This is a genomic window from Providencia sp. PROV076, from assembly GCF_028483405.1.
GTDB classification, from domain to species: domain Bacteria; phylum Pseudomonadota; class Gammaproteobacteria; order Enterobacterales; family Enterobacteriaceae; genus Providencia; species Providencia huaxiensis.
Genome location: NZ_JAMPRR010000006.1, coordinates 41,207 through 66,490, shown reverse-complemented (window position 1 = coordinate 66,490; position 25,284 = coordinate 41,207). Strand labels below are relative to the sequence as shown.

The 25,284-nt window shown below is 39.1% G+C and carries 23 protein-coding genes, 2 tRNA genes and 1 pseudogene; 12 read left to right on the top strand and 14 right to left on the bottom strand.

Features of this window, described 5'->3' with window-relative positions:
• The first annotated feature begins 178 nt into the window (after window positions 1–178).
• Window positions 179–266 (top strand) — tRNA-Ser (locus tag PSF67_RS05555).
• A 5-nt stretch (window positions 267–271) separates the two neighbouring features.
• Window positions 272–347: transfer RNA gene (locus PSF67_RS05550), tRNA-Thr, on the top strand.
• Between the two features lie 160 nt (window positions 348–507).
• Here PSF67_RS05550 and PSF67_RS05545 read toward each other — a convergent pair.
• A pseudogene (locus PSF67_RS05545) lies at window positions 508–636 on the bottom strand (integrase); the annotation flags it as partial.
• Between the two features lie 792 nt (window positions 637–1,428).
• Here PSF67_RS05545 and lpxL point away from each other — a divergent pair.
• Window positions 1,429–2,352, top strand: a complete 924-nt coding sequence (lpxL, locus tag PSF67_RS05540; RefSeq protein WP_166264599.1) for an LpxL/LpxP family Kdo(2)-lipid IV(A) lauroyl/palmitoleoyl acyltransferase — start codon at window positions 1,429–1,431, stop codon at window positions 2,350–2,352.
• A 542-nt stretch (window positions 2,353–2,894) separates the two neighbouring features.
• Here the strand turns inward: lpxL and gltP are convergent.
• From gltP to PSF67_RS05525, 3 genes are all read right to left on the bottom strand, one after another.
• A complete protein-coding gene (gene gltP / locus PSF67_RS05535; protein ID WP_102137666.1) occupies window positions 2,895–4,202 on the bottom strand; it encodes a glutamate/aspartate:proton symporter GltP in 1,308 nt (435 codons plus the stop codon).
• 550 nt (window positions 4,203–4,752) lie between these two features.
• Window positions 4,753–5,415 (bottom strand): GntR family transcriptional regulator, encoded by a 663-nt coding sequence (locus tag PSF67_RS05530; protein ID WP_102137667.1) that lies wholly within the window; start codon window positions 5,413–5,415, stop codon window positions 4,753–4,755.
• 281 nt (window positions 5,416–5,696) lie between these two features.
• The gene (locus PSF67_RS05525) at window positions 5,697–5,828 is read right to left on the bottom strand and encodes a hypothetical protein (RefSeq protein WP_256372923.1); all 132 of its coding nucleotides are present in this window, start codon (window positions 5,826–5,828) and stop codon (window positions 5,697–5,699) included.
• On the opposite strand from PSF67_RS05525, the gene PSF67_RS05520 reads away from it, so the two are divergent.
• Genes PSF67_RS05520 through PSF67_RS05500 form a run of 5 tightly spaced genes read left to right on the top strand, consistent with a single transcriptional unit; the run spans window position 5,829 to window position 12,007 of the window.
• Window positions 5,829–7,070, top strand: coding sequence for an NRAMP family divalent metal transporter (locus PSF67_RS05520; RefSeq protein WP_102137668.1), 1,242 nt, complete (start codon window positions 5,829–5,831; stop codon window positions 7,068–7,070).
• A 14-nt stretch (window positions 7,071–7,084) separates the two neighbouring features.
• The gene (locus PSF67_RS05515; protein ID WP_272676612.1) at window positions 7,085–7,864 is read left to right on the top strand and encodes a LamB/YcsF family protein; all 780 of its coding nucleotides are present in this window, start codon (window positions 7,085–7,087) and stop codon (window positions 7,862–7,864) included.
• The gene (locus tag PSF67_RS05510) at window positions 7,861–8,667 is read left to right on the top strand and encodes a putative hydro-lyase (protein ID WP_102137670.1); all 807 of its coding nucleotides are present in this window, start codon (window positions 7,861–7,863) and stop codon (window positions 8,665–8,667) included. The genes PSF67_RS05515 and PSF67_RS05510 overlap by 4 nt, the downstream gene beginning before the upstream one ends.
• Before the next feature lie 9 nt (window positions 8,668–8,676).
• Window positions 8,677–10,281 carry a 5-oxoprolinase/urea amidolyase family protein gene (locus PSF67_RS05505; protein ID WP_195697385.1) on the top strand — a complete coding sequence of 535 codons (1,605 nt, stop codon included), beginning with the start codon at window positions 8,677–8,679 and terminating at the stop codon, window positions 10,279–10,281.
• Window positions 10,268–12,007, top strand: a complete 1,740-nt coding sequence (locus PSF67_RS05500) for an acetyl/propionyl/methylcrotonyl-CoA carboxylase subunit alpha (protein ID WP_210847985.1) — start codon at window positions 10,268–10,270, stop codon at window positions 12,005–12,007. The genes PSF67_RS05505 and PSF67_RS05500 overlap by 14 nt, the downstream gene beginning before the upstream one ends.
• Before the next feature lie 40 nt (window positions 12,008–12,047).
• Here the strand turns inward: PSF67_RS05500 and PSF67_RS05495 are convergent, their stop codons facing one another.
• Entirely contained in the window at window positions 12,048–12,317 is a 270-nt protein-coding gene (locus PSF67_RS05495) for a hypothetical protein (protein ID WP_102137672.1), read from the bottom strand.
• A gap of 401 nt (window positions 12,318–12,718) precedes the next feature.
• Between PSF67_RS05495 and PSF67_RS05490 the strand changes: the two genes are divergently transcribed.
• Window positions 12,719–13,261 (top strand): DUF924 family protein, encoded by a 543-nt coding sequence (locus PSF67_RS05490; protein ID WP_231068723.1) that lies wholly within the window; start codon window positions 12,719–12,721, stop codon window positions 13,259–13,261.
• Window positions 13,262–13,319: 58 nt separating this feature from the next.
• Here the strand turns inward: PSF67_RS05490 and PSF67_RS05485 are convergent, their stop codons facing one another.
• From PSF67_RS05485 to PSF67_RS05465, 5 genes are all read right to left on the bottom strand, one after another.
• Complete coding sequence (locus tag PSF67_RS05485) at window positions 13,320–13,913, bottom strand: TorD/DmsD family molecular chaperone (RefSeq protein WP_102137674.1); 594 nt, start codon at window positions 13,911–13,913, stop codon at window positions 13,320–13,322.
• 151 nt (window positions 13,914–14,064) lie between these two features.
• Entirely contained in the window at window positions 14,065–14,841 is a 777-nt protein-coding gene (locus PSF67_RS05480) for a dimethyl sulfoxide reductase anchor subunit family protein (RefSeq protein WP_102137675.1), read from the bottom strand.
• 1 nt (window position 14,842) lies between these two features.
• Entirely contained in the window at window positions 14,843–15,460 is a 618-nt protein-coding gene (locus tag PSF67_RS05475; protein WP_125891252.1) for a DMSO/selenate family reductase complex B subunit, read from the bottom strand.
• An 11-nt stretch (window positions 15,461–15,471) separates the two neighbouring features.
• Window positions 15,472–17,901 carry a DMSO/selenate family reductase complex A subunit gene (locus PSF67_RS05470; protein WP_102137677.1) on the bottom strand — a complete coding sequence of 810 codons (2,430 nt, stop codon included), beginning with the start codon at window positions 17,899–17,901 and terminating at the stop codon, window positions 15,472–15,474.
• Window positions 17,902–18,200: 299 nt separating this feature from the next.
• On the bottom strand, window positions 18,201–19,451 hold the full coding sequence (locus tag PSF67_RS05465; protein WP_166264607.1) for a mechanosensitive ion channel family protein: 1,251 nt from the start codon (window positions 19,449–19,451) through the stop codon (window positions 18,201–18,203).
• A 331-nt stretch (window positions 19,452–19,782) separates the two neighbouring features.
• Here PSF67_RS05465 and PSF67_RS05460 point away from each other — a divergent pair, with 331 nt between their 5' ends.
• Both PSF67_RS05460 and PSF67_RS05455 read left to right on the top strand, forming a co-directional pair.
• Complete coding sequence (locus PSF67_RS05460; RefSeq protein WP_210847988.1) at window positions 19,783–20,307, top strand: anti-virulence regulator CigR family protein; 525 nt, start codon at window positions 19,783–19,785, stop codon at window positions 20,305–20,307.
• 451 nt (window positions 20,308–20,758) lie between these two features.
• Window positions 20,759–21,601, top strand: coding sequence for a D-amino-acid transaminase (locus PSF67_RS05455; RefSeq protein WP_210847989.1), 843 nt, complete (start codon window positions 20,759–20,761; stop codon window positions 21,599–21,601).
• Window positions 21,602–21,621: 20 nt separating this feature from the next.
• Here the strand turns inward: PSF67_RS05455 and PSF67_RS05450 are convergent, their stop codons facing one another.
• From PSF67_RS05450 to PSF67_RS05440, 3 genes are all read right to left on the bottom strand, one after another.
• Window positions 21,622–22,197: a cysteine hydrolase family protein gene (locus PSF67_RS05450; RefSeq protein ID WP_102137681.1), complete on the bottom strand. Its 576-nt coding sequence runs from the start codon at window positions 22,195–22,197 to the stop codon at window positions 21,622–21,624.
• Between the two features lie 155 nt (window positions 22,198–22,352).
• Window positions 22,353–23,654 (bottom strand): sensor histidine kinase, encoded by a 1,302-nt coding sequence (locus tag PSF67_RS05445; protein ID WP_442959143.1) that lies wholly within the window; start codon window positions 23,652–23,654, stop codon window positions 22,353–22,355.
• On the bottom strand, window positions 23,644–24,318 hold the full coding sequence (locus PSF67_RS05440) for a response regulator (RefSeq protein WP_166264615.1): 675 nt from the start codon (window positions 24,316–24,318) through the stop codon (window positions 23,644–23,646). Before PSF67_RS05440 ends, PSF67_RS05445 begins: the two co-directional genes overlap by 11 nt.
• A gap of 172 nt (window positions 24,319–24,490) precedes the next feature.
• Here PSF67_RS05440 and PSF67_RS05435 point away from each other — a divergent pair, with 172 nt between their 5' ends.
• Entirely contained in the window at window positions 24,491–24,733 is a 243-nt protein-coding gene (locus PSF67_RS05435) for a hypothetical protein (protein WP_102137684.1), read from the top strand.
• Window positions 24,734–24,851: 118 nt separating this feature from the next.
• On the opposite strand, the gene PSF67_RS05430 is transcribed toward PSF67_RS05435, so the two are convergent.
• On the bottom strand, window positions 24,852–25,112 hold the full coding sequence (locus tag PSF67_RS05430) for a DinI-like family protein (RefSeq protein WP_102137685.1): 261 nt from the start codon (window positions 25,110–25,112) through the stop codon (window positions 24,852–24,854).
• Window positions 25,113–25,284 lie beyond the last annotated feature (172 nt).

Sequence of the window (25,284 nt, the reverse complement as noted above, 5' to 3'; positions counted from 1 at the left end):
TAGGTTAAAAATCATACGCCTAGAGAAAGGATAGACACCGATTTTGCACAGATACTACCATTTTTATTGGAAAATAGAGAACAATTGAGTGAAGATTAGCCAAACGAAGTAAAAAAATCAATTTTTTTACTTTCAGGGGTAGACAAGTTGGTGGGATTCCTCCATAATCGCGCCCCATGGAGAGATGGCCGAGCGGTCGAAGGCAGCGGTCTTGAAAACCGCCGATGGGTAACCATCCTAGAGTTCGAATCTCTATCTCTCCGCCATATTAGCCGGCTTAGCTCAGTTGGTAGAGCAACTGACTTGTAATCAGTAGGTCACCAGTTCGACTCCGGTAGCCGGCACCAAATAAGAACCCGTTACATTTAATAGATGTAGCGGGTTTTTTCTTTGTATTTATGTACATAATGACAATGCCTTAAGCAGTGGTTGTGCCATATTGGTGTCATCGTGTGAAATTAGCTCGTCGACCTTCATGGCATGTTCAGTGAGGCGATTCGCTGCTGCATGAACAAATACAAAGCGCTGGTGTTTTCCTATTTGGAGTTTCAATACCATGCATGTGGTATTATTTAGGGCAACACCTATCGCTTTTTCTCCTTTTGCATTTTCAGGGGCGATCCAGGCTACTTTCCTTCCTTAACTATTGGCTGGCACAATGAACTCAATAGCAAAGAGCAAGCTTGACAAGAAGGTCATTCGAAAAATCAAAGCAGTTAGAACCGCACTTTAATGTATAGCACTGCTATATAAACCAAATACCCTGCAATGCACATTGCAGCTACAGATATCAATGCAATAAGGCTTTTCATATACACCAAAAAATTGTGATTGTGCATCAATAGACATTTTGATTTTGAAATGATTCTTATAGCAAGAAAGCAATATGGGAAATTGAACAGCAACGACAGGCGAATAATGGATAGTAGGTTGATGAGTAGAAAGTAGCTTCACGGCTACTTCTTAATCCCTAACTCAATTTTCCTTTCCATCGTTGATTATGGCGGTCACTTGAATTGACTGCTAATAAACATAGCTACTAAATTGACAAAACTAGCAAAATAATCCGTAAAATGACAAAAATACACATTAATAATGAGATTAATTAAGCCATATATGTGATAATTTTGACCATTCATAACTGTTTAGGTGATTACGTTTTTAGCTTAACTGGCATATAGTTCTGATTAAAGGTAAATAAAGTTACAGAGCTATTCATTCATTGGCTACACTGAAAATTAAATATTACTTAACTGCTTGGAAAAGGTTATCCGACTGTTATCTACTCAAATGGAAGATACATTGTAAGGGTATTCAGATAGTTGTGGGCGAAAGCCCATCTTGTTGTAGTAATCATGTTGAATTTAAAAGACTAAATATTGTCTAAAATAGCGTGCATTCTGCAAAGGCGAAGTATTGGGAGATATAATGTACGCCAAAAACCCATTTTCACTGAAATTGGTCCATCCGAAGTACTTAGTAACATGGGTGGGGGTTTTTATCTTATTTTTATTGGTTCAATTACCTTATAAATGGCAAATGTGGCTTGGTGCTTTTCTAGGCAGTAATTCACGGTATTTTATTAAGAGAAGAGTGTCGATAATTAAGCGAAATTTAGAGTTGTGTTTTCCGAATAAAAACAAAAATGAAATAGATACTCTGGTAAATGACAACCTAAAATCTTTAGGCATCGCATTATTTGAAACGGGGATCGCCTGGTTCTGGAGTGATAAAAAAGTAAAAAAATTATTTCAAGTAAAAGGAATGTCTAATTATTTAGATGCTATTGGGAAAAATAAAGGTGTAATTATCGTTGGAGTCCATTTTATGTCACTTGAGCTAGGTGGTCGGATTATGGGCCTTTGTTTCCCTGTTAATGCGATGTATCGACCTCATAATAATAAAGCGATGGAATATATTCAGACAAAGGGGCGGTGCCGTTCTGGCAAAGGAATGATTGATCGTAAAAATTTAAAATTTATGGTTCAAGAATTGAAAAGTGGCAAGTCCATCTGGTTTGCACCTGACCAAGATTTTGGAAGAAAAGGCACGATATTTGCGCCATTTTTTTCTGTCAAAAATAGCTCTACATCAAAGGGGACATCAATACTTGCTCAATTATCTAAATCACCGACGCTCACAGTAACATTATTGAGAAATAAGAGTGGGGTTAACTATGATTTAGTATTGGGCAAAGAAATACTAGGATATCCAAGCTCTGATGAATTACAGGATGCAACAATGATTAACGCTGTTTTAGAGGCCGAAATAATGAAAGCCCCTGAGCAGTATCTTTGGGCTCATCGACGGTTTAAAACCCGGCCTGAAGGTGAAGTGTCACTTTATCGCTAGTTTTATCTTTAGTGTCAGATGCCATAGAGGGTTGAAAAGTAACTTGTAAGCTTTCTATTGATAACCATTTTTATCTTATAGTGTTTTCTAACTCATAATATAAAACGAGATAAACATATATTTATCTCGTTTTATCAAAGAATTATGTTGTTTTTAGTATAAGGCTTTTCGTTATAACCAGCTGTGTAGCATAAAATATGATAATGAAAATATAAAAATTACCATTAGGTGTTGGAGCACCTTTAAAAACAAAAGAAATCTTCTTATTTGATTCATTGTTTCCTGCTTGGCTAATAAAAACGGCTAATTAAACAGTCTTATATAGTGTAGTAACACTAACTATAAAATACCAAATTCCATTAAAAAAATTAAAAAAATGTGAAATAAATTACACTTAATAAGTAAAATTAACTAAGTTAATGAGTGGTTAATAAATAATAAAATATCTGGTCATTTATTAAGTAAAATACGTAAAAATAGAATAGCCTTCAATAACGATGTTAGTGGAAGGCTATTCTAATATAGAGTTACGTTAGAATAAACTAAAAGCTTTTTTCATATTCACGAGCTTTTTTATCGTCATAGTTATGTTCCCATTTGGCAATAACAAGAGCGGCTAGGGCGTTACCTACAACGTTAAGTGCGGTACGTGCCATATCTAGAATACGGTCTACACCTGCGATGAATGCAAGCCCTTCTAGTGGGATACCTACACTTCCTAGTGTGGCAAGAAGAACAACAAATGAAACGCCAGGGACACCCGCAATACCTTTAGACGTGATCATGAGCGTAAATACTAGGATAAGTTCTTGCCCAATAGAGAGCTCGATACCATAGAGTTGGGCAATAAAAATAGCGGCAATACTTTGGTATAATGTTGAGCCATCTAAGTTAAATGAATAACCTATTGGAATAACAAAGCTTGTTACTGATTTAGGCGCTCCATATTTCTCCATTTTATCCATAATACGAGGAAGTACGGTTTCAGAACTGGCTGTTGAATAAGCGAGTAATAACTCATCTTTCAATATTTTCATTAAAGTAAAAATATTTATTCGGCAATAACGGGCGACTAATCCTAATACTACTACTGCAAAAAATAGAATTGCACAATGGACGAGTATAACAAGTTTCAACAGAGGCACTAAGGATGAGAAACCAAAGTTAGCGACGGTAACAGATATTAATGCGAAAACCCCGATTGGAGCATACATCATAATCATGTTCGTTACACGGAACATGGTTTCAGAGAAAGTCTGTAATACATTGAGTAGAGGCTGTTTTTTCTCAGAAGGTAAAGAAGAAAGCCCCAAACCAAATAACACAGCAAAAAAGATGACTGGCAGCATGTCACCACTTGCCATAGCAGCAAAAATATTACTTGGCACTAAAGTTAGGATCGTATTAATGATCCCTGAAGGGTGGCTTTCAACTTCTTGAGTGGTTTTTTCATATTGTGAAATATCGACTTGTGTTAATTGCGACATGTCGATACCAACACCTGGTTGGAATATATTGGCAAAAGAAATACCGACGATAATGGCAATTGTAGTAATAATTTCAAAATAAAGGATAGTTTTGAAACCAAGAGAACCGAGTTGTTTGGTATTACCAACCCCTGCGATCCCAACAATTAACGTTGATATAACGATAGGAACAACAATCATTTTGATTAACTGAATAAATATTTTACCCGCCGGGGAAAGAATATTTAAAATCAACCAATCTTTGTACTCTGAATTATCATGTAAAAGCGCTCCAGCAATAACACCTAAAATAAGAGCAAGTAATATTTGCCATCCTAGGCCAAATTTAAACGGTTTTTTTTTAGTCACTTGGTTTAATGTCATAATTAAATCTCATTTATATTAATAATTTTTATGTATGTGTTTTTATTATCATAAATTTTATATCGAATATTCGGTAAAACTACAACTAATAACTCGATTAATTTGAGTAATTTCAATGAGTGATCTATATAAATGTGTTTATTTTGTTAATAAATAAGGTAATTATGGTTATTTATGTAAAATAAATGGTGGGAGTGTGAATGAATAAGTGATTTTTAATTGCAAGGTGTTTCTAAAAGTAAATCTGATAAATATTCCAAAATTGTTAATGGTATTGTTTTTGCACTGTTTGTTTTTTGCAAACAAAACTAGATTGAGCGAAAAATAGACTGCAACTCTTTATTTTTATCGAATATACGACTGAATGTGATTTTATATTTAAATTGTTAGATTTAATTAGTTAATTAAAGTTTAACTTAGATATAGCTAGATGAATGGATGATATTGAAATATTAAAGGATTTCTATAAATGGCTTCTCACTCAAATTTATATAATGAAATTAGTTAGAAGTGGGTGAGTTAAATAATGAAAAAGAAAACGTCAAGCAACTCAAACGGCAGATTGTTTCCGTTTAAATGCTGCGAGCAGTGTGCGTTCAGAGAGATCTAAGTAACCACGTAACATATTGGCTGCATCTATATTTTTGCCTGAATCTAATAAATTAAGAATAGAATGGTTTTTATCAATATAGGGGGCATATAAAATTTTAGGGTCATTGAGGTGACCAAAGGCCAGTCGTAACTCAGCAGACACATTACGGTATAATTTAATTAGGCGTTCGCTGTCAGATAGTTCGACAATGGCAGTGTGAAATTTCATATTTGCAGTGCCTACACCCACCCAGTTCTCTGTCTTTTCATGTTCTCTAGCTTCTTGAACTGCATCTTTCATTTTTTGAACTGATGGATGCATGGCATATGCATGAGTTAGTGCATCGCACTCAATAAGTCGGCGAACTTGATAAATATCGATAATGGCAGCCATATCTGGTACTGAGACAAATACGCCCTTATTTGGAGCATAAGTTAATAAACCTTCCTGCGTGAGTACACGAAATACTTCCCGTAATGTATTTCGAGAAATATCGAGTTCTTCACTTAATGCCGCTTCAGATAAGCGTTGACCTGGTGTGATCTCCCCAATTGTTATCTTATGACGTATAACTTCTGCAATAGAAACAGATAAAGTTTGGGCAACAGGTTGTTTTTTCATAATAAAGGATAATTTTAGTCTCAGAGGCAATGAGCCGTTATATTCACATATTCAAATTATAGCAGCAAGTTTCATTTCTCTTTACCACATTCCCCCTGTATTTGCACAAGAATAGTGAAATTAGAATTTATTGCACCAATTTGGTGCGATTTGCTTGGTAAGTGATATGGCTTGTGAGTCAAAATTGTTAAAAAAGTGATCTCGTCTTGATTTTTAAACGAACAATTACGATTTTTATTGATTGTTTATTCATCATTCAATACTAATTGTTCAACAATTTATTAAAAATGAATTAACAATACGGCTAACAAGTAGAACAATGGCACGATAATTGCCTTAGTGACTGTGACATCAACAACTAGATCAACAACCACATCAATAATTAAAACAATAACTATTAGAGGAGTATGCATATGGCAGCTCATGAAAGTGCACCAACTACTGCTGAATATGTGAAAAGTCGTCGTTCATCACTGATAAGCGCAATTTTTCTAATGGCAACTTCAGCCATTGGGCCTGGGTTTATCACACAAACTGCGACTTTTACCGTGACATTAGGGGCTGCTTTTGCCTTCGGAATTTTAGCGTCTATTGTGATTGACTTCATTGTTCAGCAAAACATATGGCGAGTTGTTACCCTGACTAAAATGCACTCATCAGAAATTGCGAATGCCACAATTCCTGGGAGTGGTTATTTATTAGCGGTATTAGTTATTTTCGGCGGACTAATTTTTAATATTGGTAATATTGCAGGCGCAGGGTTAGGGCTCAATGCCTTAGTCGGCTTAGACCCCAAATGGGGGGGCTTGATTAGCGCATTATTAGCAATTTATATATTTTCCTCCCGTAAGGCCAGTACGTTTATTGACCGGTTGATTATTGGATTAGGCGTAGTGATGATCGGCTTAACTTTATTTGTCGCTATCGCATCAAACCCACCTGTTGGGGAAGCATTACGTCAAAGCGTATTACCTGACACAGTTGATTTTGCCATGATAACCACCATTGTTGGGGGCACTGTCGGGGGATATATCTGTTATGCAGGTGCTCACCGTTTATTGGATAAAGGCGCTGTTGGTATTGAAAACATTAAAGTTGTCTCTAGCGCAGCCACAAAAGGTATCCTAGTTGTTGGGCTGATGCGTTATATTTTGTTTTTGGCTATCTTAGGTGTAGTCGCAAGTGGTGTGACTATTGATATTTCTGGTCATGCGGCCAACCCAGCATCTCAAGCATTTCAGGCTGCCGCAGGTAACTTTGGTTTACGTATCTTTGGTTTAATTCTATGGGCTGCGGCACTCACCAGTGTAATTGGTGCGGCTTATACCTCAATGAGCTTCTTAACGGCATTTAAGTCTTCTATCACAGAAAGGCAACGTAATGTCGCAACTATCATATTTATCGCAGTTTCTCTGGTTGTCTATTTATTCATGGGAACAGCCCCTGCGGCATTATTGGTTTTTGCTGGTGGTTTCAATGGGCTAATTTTACCTATTGGTTTAACTTTATTTGTTTATATCGGTTGGAAACGCTCAGATTTAATGTCGGGCTATCATTATCCGCGTTGGCTATTATGGTCTGGTGTCGTGACCTGTGCACTCACTTGGTATATGGGGGCAATGTCTGTCGGTACAATTTTTAATTATCTGAAATAACTCAAGGAGTGATCATGAAAAAGCAGATTGATTTAAACAGTGACCTTGGGGAAAGTTTTGGACAATGGGAAATGGGCAATGATACCGACATTCTGCCTGTTGTTAGCAGTGCGAATATTGCTTGTGGTTTCCATGCGGGTTCACCAGAAGGGATATTAAAAACCCTTAAAGCCGCAAAAGAAAATGGGGTTGCTGTTGGTGCTCATGTGGGATATCCCGATTTAGTGGGTTTTGGTCGACGTAATATGGATATTGCATCGAATGAATTAACCGCAGACGTGATTTACCAAATTGGTGCATTACAAGGGCTAGCAACCGCAGCAGGGACACAAGTTTTATATGTTAAACCTCATGGCGCATTGTATAACACGATTGCTCATGATAAACGCCAAGCAATGGCTGTGATTGATGCGATATTAGCGATTGATAAGCGATTGATATTAGTGGCGTTAGCAGGGTCACCATTAATTGGGTGGGCTAGAGAATGTGGCTTAAATGTGGTCGCAGAAGCTTTTGCTGATAGAGCTTATAACAGCGATGGCACATTAGTGTCCCGAAAATTAGCCGGTTCAGTATTACATGACCCACAGATAGTTGCAGACCGTATGTTGCAGTTGGTCATGGAAGGCGGTGTGATGTCGATTGATGGAAAATTTACACCTGTTGACGCTGGGTCGATTTGTGTTCATGGGGATAGCCCTGGCGCCCTTGAAATGGCGAAACAGGTGCGAGCCGTATTAGAAAAACAAGGTATTGAAATTTATGGTTTTTCCCACAAAGGAGGCCGTGAATGACACAGCTAATGAAAGCATCACTGCAGGCCATCGAAGCTGCTCGTCTTGCACGGCAAGCTATCCGCGAAGGATATGACAAACCAACAGCAGGCCTTGCCCCGGGTATGACTCAAGCCAACATGATTGCGTTGCCACGTGACTGGGCATTTGACTTCTTATTATATGCTCAGCGTAACCCAAAGAGCTGCCCTGTTTTAGACGTATGTGAAGCAGGGAGCTGGCAAACTGTCCTAGCTGAAGGTGCCGATTTACGCACGGATATCCCACGTTACCGTGTGTGGGAAAAAGGACAATTAATTGATGAAATTACGGATGCGACAGCAATCTATCAACAACATCCTGATTTAGTCACTTTTTTAATTGGTTGCAGTTTTACATTCGAAACGCCAATGATTGAAGCCGGTATTGATATACGGCATATCACGGATAAATCGAATGTTCCGATGTATAAGACCAATCGCCTTTGTCGCCCAGCAGGGCGTTTACAAGGCGAATTAGTAGTTTCAATGCGACCAATACCTGCAAATCGCGTGGCTGATGCAGTGAGTATCACGGGTAGGTTCCCTGCCGTGCATGGCACACCTGTTCATATTGGCGCACCAGAACAATTAGGTATTACGGATATTATGCAACCTGACTTCGGTGATGCGGTTCGCATTGAAGAGGGCGAAATTCCCGTTTTTTGGGCTTGTGGTGTCACACCTCAAGCTGCAGTAATGAAATCAGGGGTTCCATTCGCATTAAGCCATGCACCCGGTTACATGTTTATTACAGATGTACCTGATGCCGCATATCACATATAGAGGTGCCAATTGAGATTTTTACCCGTCAATTTAAGTGCCTTTATGGTGGAGTTGGAAAGTCTTGAACAAACAATGGCATTGACTGATTCCTTAACAGAAATGCCAATTTATGGGATTGACGAAATAACGCCAGCAGCGAGGACAATTTTAATTCACTATAACCCGATCAAGACAAATGTGAATGATTTGGTTGAAAAGATATCACTTAGAGATGTGTCGGCGGTCGTCGGCAAGGCTAGTAAATTGGTTACTATCCCTGTTCACTACAATGGCGAGGATTTACCCGATGTTGCAGCGCATTTAGGGATATCCACTGCGGAAGTAATACGTCGTCATACAGAAAATGAATTTCAGGTTGCATTTAGCGGTTTTGCCCCAGGTTTTGGTTACATGGTTTCGAAAGAAGCTAAGCTGAACGTCCCAAGACGTCAATCGCCAAGAGTACGCATCCCTGCGGGGTCGGTTGCCTTAGCTGGAGAGTTTAGCAGCGTTTACCCACAAGCTAGCCCAGGGGGATGGCAGCTAATTGGTGTGACTGAACTATTAATGTGGGATATCAATCGACCTGAACCTGCACTCGTTCAAGCAGGCATGCGGGTCAACTTTGTCGATGCCGCGAAAAGCCAAATTAGCTATAGCATGCCAGCGAAAGTAAGTATTGAAAAAAATGCTAAGAATGTCAGTGCTGATTTAACAGTTTTAGCGACGGGGTTACAGGTTTTATTTCAAGATTTAGGGCGTATAGGCCAATCGGCATTGGGGATCTCTGAATCAGGCGGTATGGATAAATCGGCATTACGTAGTGCAAACCGTATTGTGGGGAATAAATCAGATTCTGCCGTTTTAGAGATAACGCAAGGTGGGTTTAAGGCTCAAGTTCACAAAGACCTCATTGTTGCAGTGACTGGAGCGCCTTGTACTATTGACGTTATCACAGCAGAAGACCAGCAATATCAAGTTGACACTTATCAACCGATTCATTTAGCAAAGGGCGACACCATCAAACTGAGCCGCCCGAGCAAAGGAGTTCGTAGTTATTTCGCTGTCCGAGGTGGTTTCAATATAGAGCCTATTTTATCGAGCTGCTCGTTTGATACATTAGCGCAAGTTGGTCCAGCCCCAATCACGGCGGGCCAAACACTCACGGTTAACAGCAATTCATCTCCATTAGCCGTTTCATTATATGAGGCGCCTGCTTTTGATTACCCAACAGAAAACGATGTGGTGGTTTTGGATGTTGTATTAGGACCCCGAGCGGATTGGTTTACAAAACAAGCTGTTGAGCAACTAACGAGCCAATTATGGCAAGTAACAGCGTCATCAAACCGAATAGGTTTGCGGCTATTTAGTGAAAAACCGTTAGAGCGCGAACAATTACAGGAGCTACCGAGCGAAGGAACTTGCATTGGCGCTATTCAAGTCCCCGCAAATGGCCAGCCGGTTTTGTTTCTCAATGATCACCCTTTAACAGGCGGCTATCCCGTTATTGGCGCGGTATGTGAATATCATTTGGATTTAGCAGGGCAAATTCCTGTGAATGCCAAAATACGTTTTAATCCACTCGGTGAATTTAAAGTACTACAAGGGAGCCATTGTGCTTATGAAAATGAATAACAACAAAAAACATAAAGTATTGATTGCTAATCGAGGCGAAATTGCAGTTCGTATTATCCGTGCATGTCGTGATTATGGTTTCCAGTCTGTTGCGGTTTATGCGGACAGCGATATTGACGCTCTCCACGTCACAATGGCTGATGAAGCCTACGGGCTTGGGGGAAACTCGCCAGCAGAAAGTTATTTAAATATTGAAAAGTTGATTAGTATCGCTCAGCAGTCAGGTTCAACCATGGTGCATCCAGGGTATGGTTTTTTATCTGAACGGGCTGAGTTTGCGCGTGCAGTTGAAGCCGCAGGGTTAATCTGGATTGGGCCGAGCGCAAATAGCATTGATATACTAGGGGATAAGGTTCAAGCTCGCCATATTGCAATGCAAGTCGGTGCACCGCTAGTGGTTGGCACAAAAGATCCTGTGAATAGTGCACAGGAAGTCCTTGAATTTGCTCATCAACACGGCTTACCTATTGCTATTAAAGCGGCATTTGGTGGTGGTGGCCGAGGGCTAAAAGTAGCTTGGCAACTCCATGAAGTTGAAGAACTTTATCACTCAGCAGTACGCGAAGCGACCGCTGCATTTGGCCGGGGTGAATGTTTTATTGAACAATTTTTACATAACCCTCGGCACATTGAAGCCCAAGTTATTGCGGATACGCATGGTAACGTGCTGGTGGTGGGGACTCGTGACTGCTCACTACAACGGCGTAATCAAAAACTGGTTGAAGAGTCGCCAGCCCCTTTTTTATCTCAGAGTCAACAGCAGCAAATCATTCAAGCTTCAACGGATATTTGCCGCAAAGCGGGCTATGTGGGAGCCGGAACCGTTGAGTTTTTGCTAAGCCAAGATGGCACGTTGTCATTTCTAGAAGTGAATACGCGCTTACAAGTTGAGCACCCAGTCACAGAGGAAACCGCAGGTATTGACTTAGTGATTGAGCAATTGCGAATTGCAGAAGGTTTACCTTTAAGTATTAATGAGATGCCGACTCCTCGGGGGCATGCATTTGAATTTCGTATTAATGCAGAAGATGCTGGAAACGGTTTTTTACCGACACCTGGCACTATTACGGTTTTTGATGCACCAACGGGGCCGGGGGTTCGTGTCGATAGTGGTGTAACAGCGGGAACAACAATACCGGGTACCTTTGATTCGTTAATGGCGAAATTAATTGTCGTGGGTAGTACACGAGAGCAAGCCATTTTGCGTGCACGTCGTGCTTTGGCTGAATTTAATATTGAAGGCGTTGCATCCGTATTACCATTCCACCGAGCGGTAATGGAACAAGCTGATTTTTGTGATAATTTTAGCGTACATACGCGTTGGATAGAGACCGAATTTAATGTGGAAATTCCACCTGCAAAACGGCAAATTCCACTATCGCCTGCTGAAATGACACGCACTTTTATTGAAATCGATGGAAAGCGTTGCGAATTGGGTTTACCTACACAACTGTTTTCTGGCTTTTCAGTCAATAGTTCAGCTGCAACCCATTCAGCTCCTCAAATAATTCATAACCCAGATGCGGTCAATGCACCTATCTCTGGGCTATTATTTAACTGGCTGATCCCTCACGGAAATAATGTTTCTGAAGGGGATATAATCGGTGTCATGGAGGCGATGAAAATGGAAGTTCAAATTGTTGCACACCGAGCAGGAACGTTGAAACACTGTGCGATTAAAGGGGATTTTGTTGAAGCAGAGAGCCCAATAGCTGAAATTGTTTAGTTTGGTTGGCTTAAGTTTGAGCTAAAGGAATTAGCTCAAACTAACGAGAAAGTCGTTCAGGCAATGTTCTTAGAGGAAGATGAGGCGCAGGAATGGCATGTTTTTCTTCAGCGGTCATTTCATTGCTATCGCGGTAGACTTCACCACATAGAAAATAGAGATTTGGCCGTTTTGATTCTAGGTAGTCTTTTCGGCTAATACATTGTTCTTGTGTGAAAATAGTTTCAGTCACAGGTAACGCATCACATGAATCTGAGCCACAAGGACTCACCCATAATGCCCACCCAATGAGTACCATATGTCCTGCCATTTACATTGCCTTCCTTAATAAGAACCAATATGAACCGCTGAAAAGTGATGACTGTAAGTAGCTCTCTAATTCACACACATTATAAGTTAAATTCTAACATTGAGTTAACCAAATGTATGTATTTAGACATAATGAATTCTCTTATTCACACTAAAAAGCAAATCTTTTTGAATTAAAAAGTTGCGAATTATTATAAGTAGAAATTAAATGATTTAATAATAAATAACGCTGTATATTATTAAAATAACCCTGTCGATATCGAGTGTTTTTTGGTGTCAGATCGCAAAAAAATAAAATAATTATCTACAAATAACCGATGTTAGAGCTCAAGCCTGTCAATTAAGACTATTTTTAACTAGGATTATGACAACCTCTAATAAGAAAACTGATAGGAATAAATCATGACTTCCATGGAAGAAGTACTTTCATTTTGGTTTGAGGAATCGACACCAAAACAATGGTTTGAAAAAAATGCTAAATTTGATTTGACGATAGCACAACGATTTGCTCATGTTTGTGAACGCGCAGCTAAGGGTGAATTAGCGTATTGGCGGGCATCTATTCGAGGCCGTTTAGCGGAAATTATTGTTCTAGACCAGTTTTCACGTAACCTATGGCGTGATACGCCAAAGTCTTTTGCTCAAGATGGGATGGCTTTAGCACTAGCGCAAGAGGCGATTAAGCAACATGATTATAACCTCCTGACGTTATCACAGCGCAAGTTTGTTTTAATGCCATTTATGCATTCTGAATCCAGTTTTATTCATTTACAGGCCGTTGAACTCTTTCGCATGCTGGGTGATGACAGCACATTAGATTATGAAATGCGACATAAAGCGATTATTGACAAATTTGGTCGCTATCCGCACCGTAATGAAATTTTAGGTCGGCCATCTACACAAGAAGAAATTGCATTTTTACAAGAGCCAAATTCTTCTTTTTAGGTTAAAACCAAATGAGCCCATATCTTACTTAATAAGCTCATTTGGTTTCGCTTTTCATTTAACGAAATAACTCAGCATGGATTGGCGATAATGCTAATTCTAACTGTAGTGATTTGAGGTAAATTTCAGTGATCTGCGCAAGGTTAGGGTAAAAGGCTGTCTCAGTTTTACTTTCCTGCACCAGTTCTAAATAACGATATGCCCAAGGTAATAAATGTTGTTCAAATAGCGTTATAATGGCGCTGTCGTCCTCTTGTTCCGCTAAAGCAGAAACAGCCATCATCATTAAGCCAAATTGGTCTTCAGGCTCACGAAGTCCGGTGTCAGTCACTAACCCTTTGGTTTGCAAAAAATGGCGATAAGCCGCTGTTGATTCTCCCATAACAGAATTGTCATGTTCCAGATATACAGACCCCCATGGAGGCGCTGGCATACTACCTTGTCCTTCGAATAAGATAGAATAATCATACGAGATATCATCAGGTTGTGTTTGTGACAACGAAGTACAAATCGCCTGAATTTGCTCTGGATTTTCCCATGAGTGTAACTGTGGGATTTCACCCAAAACAGGGTAGACGTTTCGTAACGTGTCCGATTGCGGAGGGTAGTAGAAAAACGCACCAAGGATGCGGATCATTGTCGTATCAATCATATTATTTTATCCGTCTTATTTCGCGTTAAAGCATGACATCATTATCTGATTTCCTGTCACTGTATCGATGCAGGATGATGTGGGATTACTAAACAAAGAACCCCAAACGGGGTTCTTTAATAATAAATTATAACATAGTAAGAACAATGCCTTACATGGTTATCTGCCACAAGTTATAGAATGCGATACGGCCTGCAAGTTCAGCTAATAAAACAGCTGCCGCACACGTTGCTAATGTTGCTCTTGGTACGCGTTGCTTTAACGTCATACCAACAAATGCAGCTAAAGCAATGGCTAAGACGACAACTTGGAAGCCCCAGAAGCCTGTTTGCTCACCGCTAAGAGCGGGGCCGGTTTCGGCTAAAAACGCTTGGTAACCAGCACGGCTTGCAAAAATAGCGAAAGTACCAATTAAGAACGAAGCAATACCTAAGCCACGCGCACCAATTGCAATCGCGAGCGCACCGCCACCGACTAACATCGTCATCCACATTTGCAGTGTGGTATAACCGGTATCCCAGTTAGCAATAGTGGCGATGTTGTACACTTGAGGTATTGACCAAACAAATGCAAGCCCTGACACTACTGCGGCAATATTTGCCAGTTCACGCAATAACGTATGCTTGAAAAATAGAGTGAAAAATAACGTTGCCGCAGCGCATCCAACAAATACGCCACTTAAGAACGCTTCATTACTCATTGGCGAACGGCCTACACCCAGTAGCATATTGAAGAAGCGTAGTGGTTGACCAACGTGTAACCCACCGATACCCAAACCAATTATCATAATAATAAAGGCAACGATATTGGCAGTTTTTAGCTGTTTATCGTCAATAGACCCCATTTTACGGCTGATATAAGCGAGTAAAAAAAGCCCAGCAGCTGACTGTCCTAAGACGGTGAAAAAAACGAGTGGTAATTCATGCATCTTACACCTCCGCAGGGTTTTTTAATTCGCCACTTTTATCGCCAAATGGCTTCGCATCTTTATGTGGTTTGATGACAATATTTGGGTTTGTCAGGCTTGGGTCTGGCATTGGCGCAATACCACACTCTGTCCCGTGTAACTCACGAAGAACATTAATATCATCAAAATCTAAAGCACGCTGCGGGCAAGATTCAACACAAACTGGTTTCATTCCTTTTGCGACGCGTTCATAACAGCCGTCACATTTAGTCATGAGTTTTTTCTTCTCATCAAACTGTGGTGCGCCATATGGGCAACGTAGTTCACAGTAACGGCAACCCACACAAATAGATTGGTCAACTACGACTAAACCATCCTCTTCACGTTTGTGCATTGCACCGGTTGGGCAACCTGCGACACAAGTCGGGTTTGAGCAATGGTTACATGAAATCGAAAGATAGTAATTAAAGACGTTTTGCTGCCAAATACCATCTTGCTTCTGCCAACTTCCGCCACCAAACTCGTAGACACGACGGAATTTTGGACCTAAATCTAAATCTTTTTCATCCTTACAACTGACTTGACACGTTTTACAGCCAGTGCATTTTGTGGAGTCAAAGTAAAAGCCATATTGTTTCATCATTTAACTCCTTAAGCGCGTTTAACTTCAACAAGGTTAGTATGTTGTGGGGTACCTTTAGCCAATGGCGAAGGAACATGAGAGGTCAGTGTGTTGATACAACCACCAATATCCAGCCCATCTTCATTGAGAGTACGCCATGCACCTTGTGGAACAGCGATAACACCAGGTAATACACGCTCTGTCACTTTCACTTTAATTTGAATACGGCCACGATCATTAAATATTTCAGCCATGTCACCATTGTTCAAGCCGCGTTGCTGGGCATCAATTGGGTTGAGCCAAAATTGATGCGGAATGGCTTCACGGAGCATGGCAACATTGTAATAAGATGAATGCACATGGCCTTTATCATGAAAGCCCGTCATTAATAGCGGATGCTTCTGTTGGCTTGCTTGGGCTTCAACGCCTTCTTTATTGACGCAATATTCAGGAAGAGCAGGGATACGTTGGCCTTCTGGTAACTCCCAATTTTTAACACGCTCAGCCAGTTGTTCCGAATAGATTTCCACTTTACCTGACGGCGTTTTCAATGGGTTATTGATTGGGTCATCACGGAATTTCTTCAATGCAATATTTTCTGAACTGTTCAAGAACTTACGGTCGATAATACCCGCACCGTCAGTTTCGCTGAATTCAGGTAAATGAGGCATTTTTTCACGTGTTTTGTTATAACAGAACTCAATCCATTCGGCGTAGGTACGGCCTTCTGTGAATTGTTCTTTTACCCCCATTTTCTCAGCAACTTCTGCTAATACATCATAGTTAGGGCGGTTTTCCCACAGTGGCTCAATGGCATTTTGTAGGCGAACTAAATAGTGGTATGCACCACTTGCATAGGAGTTATTGATTAAATCATTGGTTTCAACGGTAGTGACATCCGGTAACAATAAATCTGCATATTTTGCGGATGGAGTATCATGGTTATCCCACACCAAAATGAACTCACATTTTGACTCATCAGCAAGTATTTCATGGGTTTTGTTTAAATCACCATGTTGGTTACCAATGACATTACTGGAGTAACACCACATAAATTTGATGTCGTTATTGAGTTTATCGACACCTTTAATACCACCGTTCTCTGCGGTTAATTCTTTCCCACGAACAATAGCTTCTGACCACATATAAGTTGGGATCAGGGCTTTGACTGGGTTAGGTAAAGCAAATCCCGCAACAGGATAAGCATAGCTATTACCCCACAGGCCGGTGTTCGTTCCTGCACGACCAATGTTCCCAGACATTAACGGTAGCATCATGATTGAACGACAAGCTTGCTCACCATTTTCGGTACGTTGCAAGCCCCAGCCTTGTGAGATCCATGCTCTATTGGCATTACCAATTTCACGTGCAAGTTGCTTAATGCGTGCGACGGAGATCCCCGTTAATTTACTCGCCCACTCTGGGGTTTTTGCGATGCCATCAGGCCCATTACCTAAAATATAATCTTTATATGATGCATTGCGTGGTGCAGAAGCAGGTAAGGTAGACTCATCCCAACCAACACAATAGTTGTTCAGGAATTCTTCGTCAGTCAGGCCTTCTTCGATCATGACATAACCGAGAGCAGCAACTAATGCAGCGTCAGTACCGGGGTAAATTGGTATCCATTCAGCGCCAAGCGTTGTGACGCTATCAGTGCGACGCGGGTCAATGATAATCACTTTTGCCTTGCTTTTATCTAACGCATTGAGGGTCTCGTAGAATTGACCGCCGCCAGACATGCGCGTTTCTGCAAGGTTGTGGCCAAACATGACAACTAAGTCAGAGTTTTGGATTTCAGATAAATAGGATTCTTCTACACTACCATAGACATAAGGTGTGATTTCCATTAATTGAGCATATGAATATGTACCATAGTCACCCAAGAAACCACCAGTTAAGCTTAATAAACGTTTACAAGCTGCACGGCCGTGTAAGTTAGCACCCGTTGACCCAGAGCCATACTGATAATAAATGGCATCACTTCCATATTTATCAATCGTATACTTTAATTTTTCAGCGATAATGGTTGTTGCTTCATCCCATGAAATCTTTTTAAACTTACCTTCACCACGTTTACCAACACGAACCATTGGGTATTTTAAACGGTCTGGATTGTAGGTTTTCCAACGCACTGAACGGCCACGTAAACATGGACGAATTTGGTGTTCGCCTAACGTTGAGTCGTCATACATCGTTTCATTGGAAATACGGCTGATAACACCATCTTTCACATGAACTTTCAATGGGCAGCGGCTACCACAGTTTACTAAGCATGCGCTATAGCTAATTTTTTCGCTGACTTCGTCAGGCATGATTGCTGGTGTTTTTGCTTGTACAGCAAAAGGTAGAGTGATTGAGCCAGCAACAGCAGCGACACCCGCAACGGTTGCAGAGGTTTGTATAAACTCCCTCCTGCTCAGTTTTCCAAATTGAGTATTTATTTTATTTTTATGCATTGACATTGCCTATATGTAAATAACAACATTACTATCTTGTTTTATATGTTAAAAAAAGATCCTGTAGAGTTACATGACTTACATCAATGTTATCCACGATAAAGGAAATGTATTTATTTAATTTATAAGGGTTTTTTGTTTGTTAGAGCATCGATCAGTTTTGTTTTTGTTAACTATCGAAATGTTATTCTTTATATAACGCTGGGTGGAAAAGTAAGCGTAAAGAGGGATATCTCCCTCTTTCGATACTACTTTAGATGTAGATGGATAAGGAAATTTAACTAATCACTTAGTATTAGTTATTTTTCTGGGAAATGGCCTATCATTCTAACATCATTTCCGGTAGGTGATTGATGTACCATCAGATTAAATTGCGGAAGGATGGAAAAGATATGGTCAAAAATGTCAGATTGTATTCTTTCATACTCCACCCATACGGTTGTATTCGTAAATGCATATATTTCGATTGGAATACCATTTGAGTCAGATTCTAGCTGTCTGACCATAATCGTCATATTTTTGTGAATATTAGGGTGTGATTTTAAATAAGCTTCAATATAAGCTCGGAAGGTCCCTATATTTGTCAAACGACGCTGATTCAAAGGAACTGCTTTGTCATCCGGTAGGCTAGAATTAAAGACTTGGATCTCAGATATTTTCTGTTCGATGTAGGGCTCAAGTAAATTTGCCTTAATACATTGTGCGATTTCTTCAGAAGTTAAAAAATGCACACTGCTGGCATCTAAGCGGACACTACGCTTTATTCTGCGTCCACCTGATTCTGTCATTCCTTTCCAGTTTTTGAATGAATCAGAAATAAGCGCATAAGTCGGAATGGTCGTAACGGTGTTGTCCCAGTTACGCACTTTTACCGTAGTTAAACCAATATCAACCACAGCGCCATCAGCACCGTATTTAGGCATTTCTAACCAATCGCCAATGTTAACCATGTTGTTGGCTGAAAGTTGTATCCCAGCAACTAACCCCATAATAGGGTCTTTGAACACTAGCATCATGACCGCTGTCATTGCACCAAGACCGCTGAGAATAATCAGAGGCGATTTACCTATTAATAGTGCAATAATCATGATGCCAATTAGAATTGTGGCAATCAGTTTAAGACTTTGAAATATTCCTCTAAGAGGTAAATGCGCGGTTTTGGCCGCACGTTGAAGTACACCAAGTATAATATCAAGAACGGAATAAAGGGTGAGTAAGCCAAATAATAGGCACCATGCCTGTGAGCCAACCTTTAAAACGGCTTGGGCAGTCGAGCCTGAATGTAACCATAGCGTTGCTTGGATATTGACTACAACACCTTGGATCACGAATGCGAAGCGATTAAAAAGATTATGTTGAGTGATTAAATGCACCCAAGTTCCTGCACTTTTTTGCCCACGTTTTTCGAGTTGTGGAAGGAATATTTTATGTAGAATTAAGTGTAATACGCAGGCGACGATAAGGATTAAACCGAGCACCATAAGTAAAGAGGCAAGGTCAGCGTAATCTTGGTTGAATTGACGTACCCAGTCTAGCAGTTGCTGCTGCATGGTTTCTCCTTCTTTAGAGTGTTAGGAACAATTGTTTATAAAAATATCATAGGCTGAATGACCTTATCATATTTACAACGAAAATTCATGGGGAGCAACATTAAACTCCGTCTTAATTCTTATTACTAGTTCTAAGTATTGTCTAATATATGAAAATAATATTAATGGCAATAAGAGCTATTATAAAGGAGCGCGCTCACTAATTTGAGTGATTAAGTAACATTTACATAACATTACGTGTGATAAGTATTTTCTGATTGTGAGTCTTTATAACTAAGCATAATGTTCTACAAAATGTCCTAATGTTATATTAACTTTGCAGGAATTTATTATGAACCGATTTAAAAGGCCGATTTGTTCTGTTCTTTTGCAGTACATCTTATTGCCCATTATTGCTTTTACCCCATTACTCGCCAATTCATCCCCCAATGGTAATCAAGGCCAAGGAAATGGCAAAGGACATCAACAAGTTCATGGAAACAAAGGGAAACAGAACAAAGATAACTCAAATAAAGGAAATAATAATCAAGAGGCAAAGCATGTCAAATCAAGTAAGTATTACGATAAGCATCGGGAAGCAAATGTTAGTTTTAATGTGAGCTTTGGCAATGTAAGGCCTTTGGCCATTGAATATGGATTGACAGGATATCGTGGCTTGCCTCCAGGTATTGCAAAACAAATTAGCAGGGGAAAACCACTTCCTCCAGGTATTGCAAAAAAAACGTTACCCTCTGCGTTTTTAGCACAATTACCTGTTTATGTCGGTTATGAATGGAAAATGAGTGGCCGAGACCTTATCTTGGTTGCGTTAGGTACAGCTGTTGTCGCTGAAATTATTGAGAATGTTTTTGAATAAAAAAAACGACCTTGATTTCAAGGTCGTTGTGCAAAATAAATGCAATTAACGCTAATGATGAGGTAACTAAAGGTTTGATTAACTAAAAGATAATTAACTTGCTTACATAAAACGTTTAGATAGTAATTCAACAACTTCTTGCACACTGCTGATAAATTCTTTGATGCTGTTCATCGAGAACTCCAAATTAAAATGTGATCCAGATCACGTGAGAGCATTCTAGCTATTCACATGTTAATGTCAAGTTAATATTAAAAATAATTTTAAATTTTAAACTATATTTTAGTCGCTGTGCTACAGCTTGTTTTTTTGTTAGTCGCGGTTCTTACAAGAGGGCCTGAATCTGCAAATAGAGATAAAAAATGTGAAGAATTGAAAGGTAATTTTTGTAATATGGTGTATGGTTAATAAGAGATTAGGTAATGATTTGATTGATAAAGGAATATAGCTCATGATTGCTTATGTAAACGGCCAGTTTTTACCTGAAGAAGAAGCGTCAGTATCTGTTTTTGACCGTGGGTTTTTATTTGCGGATGCTGTGTATGAAGTGACTGCAATAATTAACGGTAAGTTAGTTGACTTTGAACATCATATGGCTCGTTTGCAGCGTTCTTGTGCTGAATTACAGTTATCATTTTCCTACGATTTAGCAGAATTAAAACAAATTCATCTTCAATTAGTTCAGCAGAATAATATAGAAGAAGGGCTTGTATATCTACAATTGACACGTGGCAATGCGAAACAACGCAGTTTTTTATATCCTGATAAACAAACGAAGCCAACATTAGTCTTATTTGCACAAAAGACGAAGATTGTTGAAAATGAGAATTCAAAATATGGAATAAAAGTCGTAACTGTAGATGATATTCGTTGGCAGCGTTGTGATATTAAAACAGTTGCTTTATTAGCAGCTTCCATGGCAAAAGAATACGCTAAACAGCAAGGTGCAGACGACGCTATATTTGTTAAAAATGGCTATGTCACTGAGGGAAGTTCCAGTAATTGTTTTATTATTAACCATCAGAACCAAATACAAACACGAGGGTTAAATAATGAAATATTACCAGGCATTACTCGTCAAGCAATTTTACAACTTGCTCGGGAACAAGGAATAGACATTGTTGAAAAGCCATTTAGTATTGATGAAATGTTAGAAGCAAAAGAAGTCTTTATTACTTCTGCAACAACATTAGTTTGGCCAGTTATTATGGCGAATAACCAATTAATTGGGGAAGGTAAGCCGGGGAAACTAGCTATCCGGCTACGGGAGATATACTTGCAAAAATTGAAATAATCACATGAGAAATATAAATGTTATTTTAATTGCATAAATTCTGTAACTGAAGAAATCGTTACCATGCCTTCTAGTGCCTGAAGACTTTGCTGATGGAGTTCTAGCGTTGGGGCCGCACATAAATCCTCGAGTACTGTGACAGTATATCCTAAATCATGGGCTTGTCGTGCAGTACTTTGAATTGCTTTTACGGTACTAACTCCGCCAATAAATAACTCGGTAATATCATTATCGGTAAGCCATTTATGGAAATGGTTTCCTGCAAATGCAGAAACCCCTTTTTTAATCATTACCGGATCACGAAATGCTACCTCAAGGTCATGGGCCCAATTACACCCAGTGCCACTTAGTTTTAAGGCTCCAAGTTTTTTAGCTTGCTGAAACATAGGGGAGCCAGCAGGAACATCGTGATAATTGTCTGAAAAGCCAACCTTAACCCAAATCACTGGAATATGATGGTTTCTTGCATATTGTGCTGCTCGATTAGCTTTCTCAACGATTTTACGTGAGCAAGTTTGCTGGTAACTCGAATTAGATAAGCCATTTTTACCAATTATCTCTTCAATGAGATCAATAATTACTAATGCCTTGGACATTATTGCCTCTTTTAGGTGTAAGTATATTAACGTATAAAAGGCGTATTCTATCTAGAAAAAATAGCAAATGCTGTTAACTCAATAACATAATTAGATTTAGGGTAAGTCAATAATAAAGCCGATACCTTGATTGTCTAATCCATCAGTAACTCTAATTACAGCACCAATTTCTGGGCTAAATTTTGAGCGATAGATAAACCTAAACCACTTCCGGTTTCCATCGATCCTGGAACGCGATAAAAACGAGAAAATATAAGTTGGCGGCTCTCTTCTGGAATTCCTCGGCCATTATCTTGAACAGAAATAGTCCCACCAAATGGGGTAAGATCTTTTAAAACGACTTTTATTTTCCCTTCTTCTTGGCAGTATTTAATCGCATTTTCAATCAAATTAGTAAAAATATTACTCAATGCGAGTTTATCGGTGAGGATATAAAAAGATTTTGGGCTTTGTAGTTCAACATCAATATTTTTATTAATAGCGTAAGGTATGTGTGAGGATATTAAATGGCTGATTAATACGGGCAGGTCAATTAGCTCTTTATTTAATAAAAAGTCTTCAGTTTCTAAGCGGGCTAGGTCAATTAATTGATGCGATAAAGAGGCTGCGCGATTTAAAGTCTCTTGCATATCATTAATAATTTCTTCTTTCTCTTTCGGATTATCAATTTGCATCAATAAATGTAATTGAGCAATAACAGCCGCTATGGGGGTCCTTAATTCATGTGCGGCATCTGCCATAAAGCGCTTTTCACGTTGATTTGCAGCATCAACACGAGACATGAGGCTATTTATTGCATCAATAATAGGGCGAATTTCTTTATATTGTTCCTTCGTTTCTATTGGAGTTAAATTACCTGGCTGACGGCTAGAGATGAGTTTTGCAGATTGTCTTAAAGGCCGCAGACTAAAATAAGCGGTAATTAATATTGCTAACAACATAATACCCAAAATAAACGCGAGAGGAATGGCTGTGCCTTCGGCAGGGTTACCTAATAAGGATTTACGGTCACTATAAGACTCTGCAATAACAACTTCGAAAGTTTCTTGATCATTCCATGCAGAAGTAAAATGCCAGTCTTTATGTAATGTTGCGAGTTCAGAGACAGATTTAAGCGATGGAACATGTAATTTGTCACTGTTTCGGTAATAGACATTCCCTTGTTTATCTCTAACAACCATAAAAGGCCGATAACTAATGTCATCGCCACTTTCCATCGCAGTAGAATAAAGTTCTTGTAGGTTATCAGCTATTTTATTGAAATATTCTGGCTTATCAGCAACCACATCAAGTGTCTTAGCAAACCCTTGAGTGATGACACTTTGTTGTTCATTTAGCTCATCATGAATTGAGGGCCAATAAAAAAACTGTAGCCAGCCAACTAATAATAACCAAAGGAAAATAACTGAGCTGATTTGTAGCCCAAAGGTATAAATAAAAAATGATTTAACTTTCACTTAGCGGTACTTCTTTTTTTAATAAATAACCAATACCGCGGATAGTAATTATGCGGTCTTTACCTATCTTTCGGCGTAAATTATGGATGTGAACCTCTAAAGAGTTACTTTCCACATCATCTAATCCGAATAGGCGCTGCTCTAAATCCGTTTTTCTGACAACATTATCTGCATTTTTTATTAGTTCGTAGAGCAATAGATATTCTTTCCCAGAGAGCAGCAACAATTGCGCATTAAGGGTGACTTGGTGATTAAGAGGATTTAATTGTAGGTTACCCAATTGCCATATTTCAGATGAGAAACCCGCCATACGGCGACTAACGGCTTTTACTCGAGAAATAAGCTCAGGCATAGCAAATGGTTTTGTTAAAAAGTCATCAGCACCTGAATCTAAGCTAGAAACTAAGTTATCCATTTGATTTCTTGCCGTGAGAATTATTATTGGGATCGTTTCTCCCATATTACGCCAAGTAATCAGTTCATCATGACCATCGCCATCAGGTAAGCCTAAATCTAAAAGCATTAAATCAAAATTGCGAGATGCGAGTTGTAATTTTGCATCAGCAAGTAGCCTGACCCAACAAGGGTTAAAACCTGCAAGTTCTAACCCACGGCATAGCGCTTTTCCCAATTGAAGATCATCTTCGACTAATAGGATATTCATATTATCACCTCTACTAACAAGTATAAGCAGGCAATGAGCGTCAGACAATACGAACAATTCAAGTTTGAAGCGGATTTAAGCATATCTTAAGGTTGGTTTAACCCTTTTTTAAGGTACAAAAAAATAGACTGTTTATTATGAGTCCATCACTCAAACAATAAGAGCATTGATAATGAAACAAGCATTCTATGAGGTGCCATTATTTATAGTAGCAATCGCACTTGCTTTGATTTTTATTGGAAAAGATTTCAATAATAGGCCGGTAGTTAGTTTATCAACAATAACGTTGAATGAAATCCCTACTTGTGTGGATGTTAATAACTGTATTTCTCAGGTTAGAGCAACTAATGCAAAAAATAAAAAGTTGAATCCAGTGAAAGAGATTAAAGCCTTTCTTCGACATAAAATTGGCTGATTAACAGGGAGTAAAATTTAGATATGAGGTGGTGAGTCAAGTGTCTGTTTTAATTTCTAATTTTAGGTGCAGAAAAAGGAATGTTACACTATAAGGAAACATTCCTTTAAGTATTTGGTTAATCCACTGTTGTTTCTTCTGGGATCCAACCATCATCCATCCATATTTCTTCCAGTATTTCTTCAATACGAGTTTTATCCTCCGCTATTTTTGTTCCTGAGATATTAACGCGTTGTTGTGAGCTAAACCCAACCCGCGTTACCATATCTGGATATTGGTTTTGAAGTTTGCGTAAAATCTCAGTTTCAAGTGCTTGCAAAACAACTGAACTCGGTTTTTGTGGAGCGTTCTTATCAAATAAAACTTCGATACGTAACATGATAGCCTCTAATAAAGACTGTATTAATATACAGTATTTTTAGAACTATTAGGCAAAAAAGTCAATATAGAGGCATAAATATTTTTAGCAGTGAATAGAGTGAAAAAATAATATCAAGTTAAAACAGTAGGTTAATATTATAGATGCTTGATAAAATAATTGTCAGAAAAAT